Here is an 8316-nt window from a genome sequence, read left to right as displayed (position 1 = left end):
GTGATAACGGTACGCTACTTTGGGGTGAGCTTGATCGAGATGGATAGGTAAGCCACCCAATAGCCAATTGAGCTGCCTTGGTGATACTTGCAGAGACAATTGCTCATCTTCGATGCCAGGCCAGAGCTCTTTGCGGGTTTTGCGGCGTTTGCTGGTAAATTCGGTATCGGCGAAGGAGAGCTGGTTCATGCTGGGTAGGAGTCACAGTTAATTTAAGTCGGCAAGATTGTCTCATGTTGCCGACTTAATCGCATGTTCCCTTACTCACTCGTCATTATTTCAACAATTTTTTTATTCAAAACATTCAAGAATGCAATACGATCAAACCCTTCGGGGTCTTTAGCGACAGGGATATCCTCCTCTTCCACAAGCCATTTAGGAAAAGGCGCTATAAATGCATAATGATGCCCCTGTACAATATGATATTCACTAGGAGTATGAATCGAAAAAGCTTTATACAATGGACGAGCATGGTATTCAGGTATCGCTACAACATCGGAGTCAAATGCAAAAACATCCAAATTACGCATAGATAACTTTGAAGTAGGCTCAATACCTTGAAATACCGGAGCAACTAATATAACTTTTCCAGAAATTAATGGCTGTTCGCTAAACGAATCACTAGTCGGGTGTAGCACAACATCATGATGAAAGGACTGAATTAGTCGATAAACCCAACCTGGATCCTCACAAAAATTGGGATCTAATGACTGATTCCGATGACAATAGTCATAATAACGTTGCGAAGAAAAAGTTGCCCCTGAGGCTAACAGGATAGAAACGCTCCCTAGAGAGTAGCCTAAGCCGTGAACTCTTTTGGCATCAATATAGTCACCAAATTCTGTAGATCTAACAACGGTATTAAGTGCTTTAGAAAGTTCTGAGTATCTATAACTTAATGCTGCGCCAGTTTTACTGCCCCCGAGTAAATAGTCAGCTTCATGCTGTGGAGCAACAACTACATAACCAGCATTAACAAGAGCTTGAATGGTTAAAAAATGATTTCTATAAAAGCCGTTATACCCATGTGAAAAAAGTACTAATTCATACTTTCCTACCTTGATGGGGGCATTTCTCGACATTTCTATATCGAACGGTCCTAAACGCTGAGCTAAAGAAGGCGCATTGCTCGGATACCAAACACTAACCCCTACACCATCTGCCGACATCTCACGAAAGCCAGCAGCATTCGCAGTAGTCGTAAAGATTAGAATGCTGAATATAATCAAAAACGTTTTAGAAGAAAGATCAATAATAAAAAACATTTTTCAGTTTATCCTTGTCAATAAAAATATCTGAATAGTCAACCTTAAAAAGCAACCCTAAGTTATCACTCAAATCACAATAGCTATTACAAACATTAACAACAATGTCAAATATCCCAACTTTTGGATAGATTGAGGTGGATTTATCTCTAACTCCGAAGTCATTAAGGTTTGGTGTTGCAATAAAGCTGTCATAGTTATAAGAAAACTTAAATTGACTCATTTTATTAGTACTATCTAATCCTTGAAGCTTCGATAAATAACTAGAAAAATCTCTATTAAAGCCATTCCAGTATGCATCAATAATGCTTAAAGCAGTTTCTGCATTAAGTTCAAATGTTGGCAAATCAACGCTACATGGAAAATAACTAGCTAACATTCCAAGCCCCTGTAAATGGCTTCCTTCACAGCTTCGACCATCTTCAGTACAATTGATCATAACCTTATCTGTTTCGAAGTAACACCCAAGTGCAATACTAAATAGCGAAAATGCAACCATATTGGCATTCATGGAAAATTTCTTTTTAATATGAGTAACAATATTACTAGGGACAATAAATTGAAAACTCTCATATTTTTTATAACTCTGAGCTAATCCCTCATACTCTAAATCAGATTTTGATATTGAATATTTTAATAGCTTCAACCTCATGCATTCTCACTCTATGCTGAAGAGCTTTCTTATTAAGTTCACTAAAACTCAACATTATAATATCATCTATTTTAGCTTCTTCGGTTAAAATACTGCGAATTTCAGCAACAGTCTCACCGTCAAATGCAATATGATGAAAACTGAAAGACAATACCTTGGGGAAGATGCGAATAAGTCCTGTGCATGAGACAATTCATTTTTAACCTTCGAGTCTCACCATGTCACATCAACTCACTTTTGCCGACAGCGAATTCAACAACAAACGTCGTAAAACATGCAAAGAGATTTTCTTGACTCGAATGGATAACTTGATGCCGTGGGATCAGCTTGAAGTGGTTGTTGAACCCTTCTATCCAAAAGCTGGAAATGCTTCATGGAAACGAGTGCTTTATCTCGGCAGATTCTGGCTATCGTGGCGCTCAAAAACGAGAAGAGCTAAAAGATGTCAAAGCCGATTGGCTGATTGCTGAAATTCCGAGCAAAATAAGAGTCTTAAAAAAGCATCCTAGAAAAAATAAACAACCAATCAAAACGGGATACATAAAGGCCAGTATTCGAGCAAAAGTTGAACATCCCTTCAGAATAATTAAATGTCAATTTGGTTTTAGAAAAGCGATTTATCGTGGTTTAGCTAAAAATGACAACAAACTGTCCATGTTGTTTGCCCTTGCCAACGTGTTTCGAGTTGATCAGATGATCCGAGCCGCAAGGGGTTAATCCGTTTAAAAACCACTAAACAAGGTTTAATTACCTTGTTTAGTGGTAGAAAAGTGATAAACCAGCCACATTACTGACTGCCATTGGACTTTTCAGAATGTTAAGGCGTGCAGCTCAACTTATTCGCATGTTCCCTAGACGCTCTGCCTTGTCTTTCCCCATACGATGCAGGGCACCATGACAACCGTCACAGACTTTTTCACTGTCCGCAATATCGAGCACCACAATTTCACGATGTAGGTCTTTTGGTAATAGCTGACGCTTTGGTTGCTTACGAGATTGTGCAACAGGTGTGTCAGTCGCCTTATGCTCTGTCTCTTCTTCGAGCAGAGATTGTGGTTCATCGAATAACTCGCCTTGACCAGGCATGACCTCAGAGCTTTTGCCAAATGCACGCTGGCGAGCCAGTTGCCATTGTTCTAAAACATGCTGATAGCGTGATTGCCACTGTGTGATTTCAGTGTCTTTTTTGGCAATCTGTTGATCTTTTTCAGTCAACATCTGTTGCTGCTCAAGCAACATTTTCTTAAGCAGTGCAATATCATCAGGGAGGTCATTCATTGTCTTCATCATGGCGTGGATTATACCATAACGGCCTTAACATAAATCGTATTAGCCATGATATCGATACACAACATGTGGATGCGCTTGCTCTAATTCGAGAGGCAATCCTTCAAACAGCCAATGTAACTGGCGTGTTGAAATGGTGAGAGACAGCTCATCATCTTCGATCCCCGGCCACTTAAAGGCCCCTTTTTCCAAACACTTATAGTGCAACCAAAAACCATTTGCAGACCACTGCAAAATTTTGAGGCGGTTACGAGTACGTCCACAGAAAACAAACAGGCGATCAAAGCAAGGTTCCTGCTCCAATTCATAGGCTACGATGGCACACAATCCATCAATAGATTTACGCATATCGGTCGCACTGCATATCAATATGACAGGCAAGTGCTCAGAAAACCCAATCATGATTTATCTCCGTAAAAATGGAGAGGTTAGTGCGATTGAATTAACGAGTGAATGTGTGGATTACCGGACTCTTACACTGAAAAAAATTATGGCTACAAAACGGTTTTATGTAAGCCACAATCATTGAATAGATGGTGATATTTTATTCATGGTTCTGTTTTTTAACCGGACGAAATGTGTTCTTTGTTAGACTCTGTAGATCCTCCATTATCATCAGTAATATAGGAATTAGCACTAAAGTGATAACAGTGGCAAATAGTATTCCATATGCCAGAGAAACCGCTGCAGGTACAAGGAACTGAGCCTGACGGGATTCTTCACTAAGAATAGGCATAAGACCTGCGTAAGTCGTAAACGATGTTAATAATACGGCTCTTAAACGGCCAGTGCAGGCGATTTTAATCGCTTGCGTTATGTGGCTTGTGTTTTTCTTAATGTCATTAAAACGAGAGACAAGGAGCAAACTGTCGTTCACCACCACACCACTAAGCGCAATGATACCATTCAATGATAAAATGCCTAACGACAAGCCATTAAACCAATGCCCTAACAAAGCGCCAATAATGCCAAAAGGGATCGCCATCATTATAATAAAAGGCTGGCCGTAAGATTTTAACGGAATGGCTAAGAGTCCATAAATAATGAGTAGCGCAATTAGAAACATTTTAATCATGGAGGATTGTGTTTCCTCTCTTGCTTCGGCTTCGCCAGAAAAGTATATATCCACTCCTGAAAATTGTTTTTGTATGGATGGCACAACGGCGTTTTTTAAATATTCGACTACTTCGGTGGAAGACATGACGTCTTTACTTATTTCAGCAGAAAGATACTCTGAGCGTTTACCATCGATTCGAACAATTTCTGTTTCGACAAATTGTGTACTAATGTCTGCAACCGATGAGATAGGGACGCGTATCCCATTGTTAAGTAAGATCTTAGTGTCAGCTAATTTTGTAGGGCCTTGCTGGTCTTTTTCAGAGTAACCAATAAGGACTTCAATTTCACTGTTGTCTCTTTGGTAGGATTGAACGACCGTTGTGCCAAAGTTATTCGCCACTTGACGAGATAAATCGCTGGTTGTTAGGCCTAGCGCTCGGCCTTGAGAGTTCAAGGTAAGTGTTATCTGAGGTTCTTTGGGCTCCGTGTTTTCCTCTACACTTGGAATCGCGGGTAATGAACTGAGCTGTATACGCATTTCTTGAGTGGCTGCGGATAAGAGCTCTGCATCGTCGCCTCTTAGCTCAACTCGCAATGCATCAATGGTTTCTCTGGCACTGCGTATACGCAAGTTTTGTACGCCTTCTGGTGTGCCAATTAGTCTTTGCCATGTTTGTGCAAACTCTCGAGCACTGTAAGGGGAGTGTTCATTCAACTCAACACGTAAAGCCCCTGATTGATCATTCGAGGAACTTACTTGAAGATTGAGAATGCCTTGGCCTTCAGAGTCGTTTTTCTGCATTAAGCGTTTATCTGTTTTGTAGGCTTGTTGTTCCATAAATAACAAAGCGTCATTGGTTCGCCCATAGCTGACATCATTGTACATAGAAATGTTAGCTCGAACTGTGTCGCCTGGGATTTGAGGGAAGAAACTTATTCTGATTGCACCAGTAAAAGGCATTGAAATAACCAGAGTAAAGACGCTAATAAACAGAACCAACATAGCGTATCGATAATGCAGTGCGAAGCCAATAAGTGGTTGATACACTTTATCGCTAAACCAGGTTAAGCCGTAATCAGCGGCGTATTGAACCTTATGCCATGCACCAATAAATACATTCTCACTGCTTTTGTTTTGCGTATTTAAATGCGCTAAATGAGCGGGCAAAATGAGTTTTGATTCAATTACAGAAAGTACTAAACAGATAGCAACAACAAGGGCGAATTGAGCATAAAGTTGCCCTAATCGACCTTCAATGTTGGACAGTGCCCAGAATGCTGCAACCGTAGTGAAGACACCAAATAACGTTGGGACAGCGACCTGCATTGTGCCTTTTATCGTATTAGCGAGAGTGTCGCCTTCTTGAGAGCGGACGGTATACACACTTTCTCCAACCACCACCGCATCATCCACAACGATGCCGAGTGCCATAATAAAACCAAATGTAGTAAACATGTTTAAGGTTAAATTAATGTGCTCGGTCCCCATGATAAAAAGCGTACCGAAGAAGATAAATGGCAATCCCATAGCAACCCAGAATGCGACAGTGACGTTCAAGAATATCGCCAACAGGATAAAGACAAGTAAAATGCCAGTAACGGCATTCTTGATCATTAGGTCAAGACGTTGATTTATTGATTCACTGCGATCTTCCCAATGGCTTAATTGAATGCCATTTGGTAAACGTCCGGAATCAAGCCATTGATTAACGACTTCTTTTGCTCCTAGGGCTGAATTGGAAATGTCATCTTCGCCTGTGGTTAATACTTGTAAAGCAAGGCTGTTTTGGCCGTTAAATCGAGACAAAACATAATTATCGTCATTAAAGGTATCGCGAATACTGGCAATATCTCCAAGCAATAACTGACCTCCCGTTGAAAGGCTTACAACGGGGATCGTGGAGAATTCACTGGTAACGTAAGCTTGATCTGATGCTTTTACATTTAAATACAGGTTTTCATCTCTTAATGTGGCTACCCGAGATGGGTTGGATTCTTTATTAATCGCATCGGTTATATCTGAGAGTGCTAACCCGTAGAGCTCTAACTTTGATTTATCGACATGGATTAAAATGGTCGGATCTCGTTCACCTGAAACGGTGACCAAGCCAATATTTGGATGGCTCAATAAATCAACTTTGAGCTCTTGCGATAATCTTTGTAGTGTTCTTCTGTCTGCATTTCCATGAAGTTGCAACCAGATAGCATGCTCTTGTCGAGCGACCTTACTGATTACAGCAGGGTCCGCTTCTTCTGGAAAAGAACGGATATTGTCCATTTTATCTTTAATATCTTGTTCGAGTAGATCAATATCATACCCCGTGGATTTTTCGATATTGGCTCTGACGCCATTGGAATTAGATGTAGTCGTTATGTTCTTAATGCCTTCTATGCTTTCTAATTCTTGTTCAATCAGTATGGCGATCCCTTCTTCTGACTGTTTTGCTGAGCCTGCATCAAAGCTAACGGAAACGTTGATTCTATTTGGTTCAAGGCTTGGGAATGTTTCTCTATTTAAATCCCCAACGGTAAAAATACCGAGAGCAATAACTAAGAAAAGTAATAAGTTCGCTGCAACAGGGTTTAGAGCAAACCATGGAATAATACCCCGTTGGTTCTCATGTAAGCTCATGGTTGTGCCGCCTTAGTATTAGATTGATCCATGGGGGCTTTCTTTATATGCATGTTTTTATTGGATGTACTTTCAATAGGATTCACTAAGGCACCTTGGATGTAACTGTTATACGGCCTTATGAGTACTTTTTGTGGCGTGTTTTTCAGTTCATTTGGTGCTTGAATATAAACTGAGTCTTTATCCATAAATATGGGGGTGCTGGGAAAGGCTTTAAGTCGATTATCTGAATCCACATACCAAATATCACTTTTTTGGCTAAGAGCTGAGCTGGGTAAACGCCATAAGTCGTTTAAGGGTTTTCCAAACAATGTCGCTTGAACGAAACTGCCCGGAAGCAGGATAGGCTTTAGACTAAAAGGATCATCCACCGCCACGACAAGGCTGCGCATTTTTGTGGTCGTATCGATATGATTGGCGGCTCTTAGAACATAGCCTTGCCATACTTCTTTCTTGCCTAACGTGGTCTCATTAATAGAGGTAATGGCAATAGGCCATTTATTTTGAATCATCTCTTCAGGAGCCGGAAGTTTTGTCCAATCCTTCGGTGTGAGTGGTAAGGTGATTTCAATTCTGTCAGTGCTGTACAATGTGCCTAGTTTTGTACCTGATTGCACTTGAGATCCCAGTGACACGTCTCGTGTTACTATTAAAGCATCAAACGGAGCGCGTACAGTTAAGTGGTTAACATCATCTTGTGCTTTTTTAAGTGCGCTTTTTGCTTCAATTAGAGTTGCTTTTGTAACCTCTAACTGAGGCTTTCGTAGTACTAAGTCAGAATCGGGTTCTCCGATAAATCCCGCCGCTTTCCATTCCGCTTTTGCTTGCTCTACTTGCCTTACTTCTTCTTCAAATGAAAGTCTTGCTTTTGCTATTTGACTTTTGGCTTGGTCAAATTGCGATAACAATTCATAATTATGCAGAGTGGCAAGCGTACTCTCATTTTTCACTTGTTTACCCGTTTCAAATAAAGGGTTTAAGTCTATAAGGTCTCCACTTACTTTCGATGTTAAATTTAATTGGAAACGAGGTTCTGCCGTTCCAAATGCCGTTAATGTTGCGGCGTGTTTTTCAGCAAAGACGGTAATCACAGAAACGTCCAATACTTGTTCTTTGGCTGGTGGTCGAGGCTTTGATGTCCTTTTATTTTTTGCATCGATTGCATTGGTTATGAAGAAATACACCCCAGCTAAAACAAAAATCATGATAGCTAGAACAATCCATTGAGAAAAACGTTTCATACAGTATTTGTCTCCAAATTTATGGGTGTTCATGAGTTTTCTATTCGTTTGTTGATGAGCTTGTATGGATAATAATCCCACAAAGTAATTATTATTTAAACTAGGTTCGGGTAATGTGAGGCCCAAGCTTTGGCTGCAACCAAAGCCTTTTATACAGTAGTTCGATTGAGCGAAGGCTCC

The 8316-nt window shown here is 40.4% G+C and carries 6 protein-coding genes and 1 pseudogene; 1 reads left to right on the top strand and 6 read right to left on the bottom strand.

The window, feature by feature from the left end; genetic code table 11:
- Positions 1-260: 260 nt before the first annotated feature.
- A complete protein-coding gene (locus tag ACMUMJ_RS16625) occupies positions 261-1265 on the bottom strand; it encodes an alpha/beta hydrolase family protein (RefSeq protein WP_414679969.1) in 1005 nt (334 codons plus the stop codon).
- Positions 1249-1917: a hypothetical protein gene (locus ACMUMJ_RS16620; protein ID WP_414679968.1), complete on the bottom strand. Its 669-nt coding sequence runs from the start codon at positions 1915-1917 to the stop codon at positions 1249-1251. Before ACMUMJ_RS16620 ends, ACMUMJ_RS16625 begins: the two co-directional genes overlap by 17 nt.
- Positions 1918-2135: 218 nt before the next feature.
- Here ACMUMJ_RS16620 and ACMUMJ_RS16615 point away from each other — a divergent pair.
- A pseudogene (locus tag ACMUMJ_RS16615) lies at positions 2136-2634 on the top strand (transposase).
- 114 nt (positions 2635-2748) lie between these two features.
- Here the strand turns inward: ACMUMJ_RS16615 and ACMUMJ_RS16610 are convergent.
- From ACMUMJ_RS16610 to ACMUMJ_RS16595, 4 genes are all read right to left on the bottom strand, one after another.
- The gene (locus ACMUMJ_RS16610; protein ID WP_414679967.1) at positions 2749-3207 is read right to left on the bottom strand and encodes an IS66 family transposase; all 459 of its coding nucleotides are present in this window, start codon (positions 3205-3207) and stop codon (positions 2749-2751) included.
- 39 nt (positions 3208-3246) lie between these two features.
- Positions 3247-3606 (bottom strand): IS66 family insertion sequence element accessory protein TnpB, encoded by a 360-nt coding sequence (gene tnpB, locus ACMUMJ_RS16605; protein WP_414679966.1) that lies wholly within the window; start codon positions 3604-3606, stop codon positions 3247-3249.
- Between the two features lie 142 nt (positions 3607-3748).
- Complete coding sequence (locus tag ACMUMJ_RS16600; protein ID WP_414679965.1) at positions 3749-6895, bottom strand: efflux RND transporter permease subunit; 3147 nt, start codon at positions 6893-6895, stop codon at positions 3749-3751.
- Positions 6892-8316, bottom strand: a 1425-nt coding sequence (locus tag ACMUMJ_RS16595; RefSeq protein WP_414679964.1) for an efflux RND transporter periplasmic adaptor subunit, incomplete at its 5' end; no start/stop codon positions are given. The genes ACMUMJ_RS16595 and ACMUMJ_RS16600, both read right to left, overlap by 4 nt.

It is taken from the genome of Marinomonas phycocola (assembly GCF_047525455.1).
GTDB lineage: Bacteria > Pseudomonadota > Gammaproteobacteria > Pseudomonadales > Marinomonadaceae > Marinomonas.
This window is presented reverse-complemented; position numbering and strand designations above follow the sequence as displayed.

Coding starts and splice junctions, on each gene's coding strand:
- ACMUMJ_RS16620 (WP_414679968.1), bottom strand. CDS start 1,917: ATGAGGTTGAAGCTATTAAAATATTCAATATCAAAATCTGATTTAGAG.
- tnpB (WP_414679966.1), bottom strand. CDS start 3,606: ATGATTGGGTTTTCTGAGCACTTGCCTGTCATATTGATATGCAGTGCG.
- ACMUMJ_RS16600 (WP_414679965.1), bottom strand. CDS start 6,895: ATGAGCTTACATGAGAACCAACGGGGTATTATTCCATGGTTTGCTCTA.
- ACMUMJ_RS16610 (WP_414679967.1), bottom strand. CDS start 3,207: ATGATGAAGACAATGAATGACCTCCCTGATGATATTGCACTGCTTAAG.
- ACMUMJ_RS16625 (WP_414679969.1), bottom strand. CDS start 1,265: ATGTTTTTTATTATTGATCTTTCTTCTAAAACGTTTTTGATTATATTC.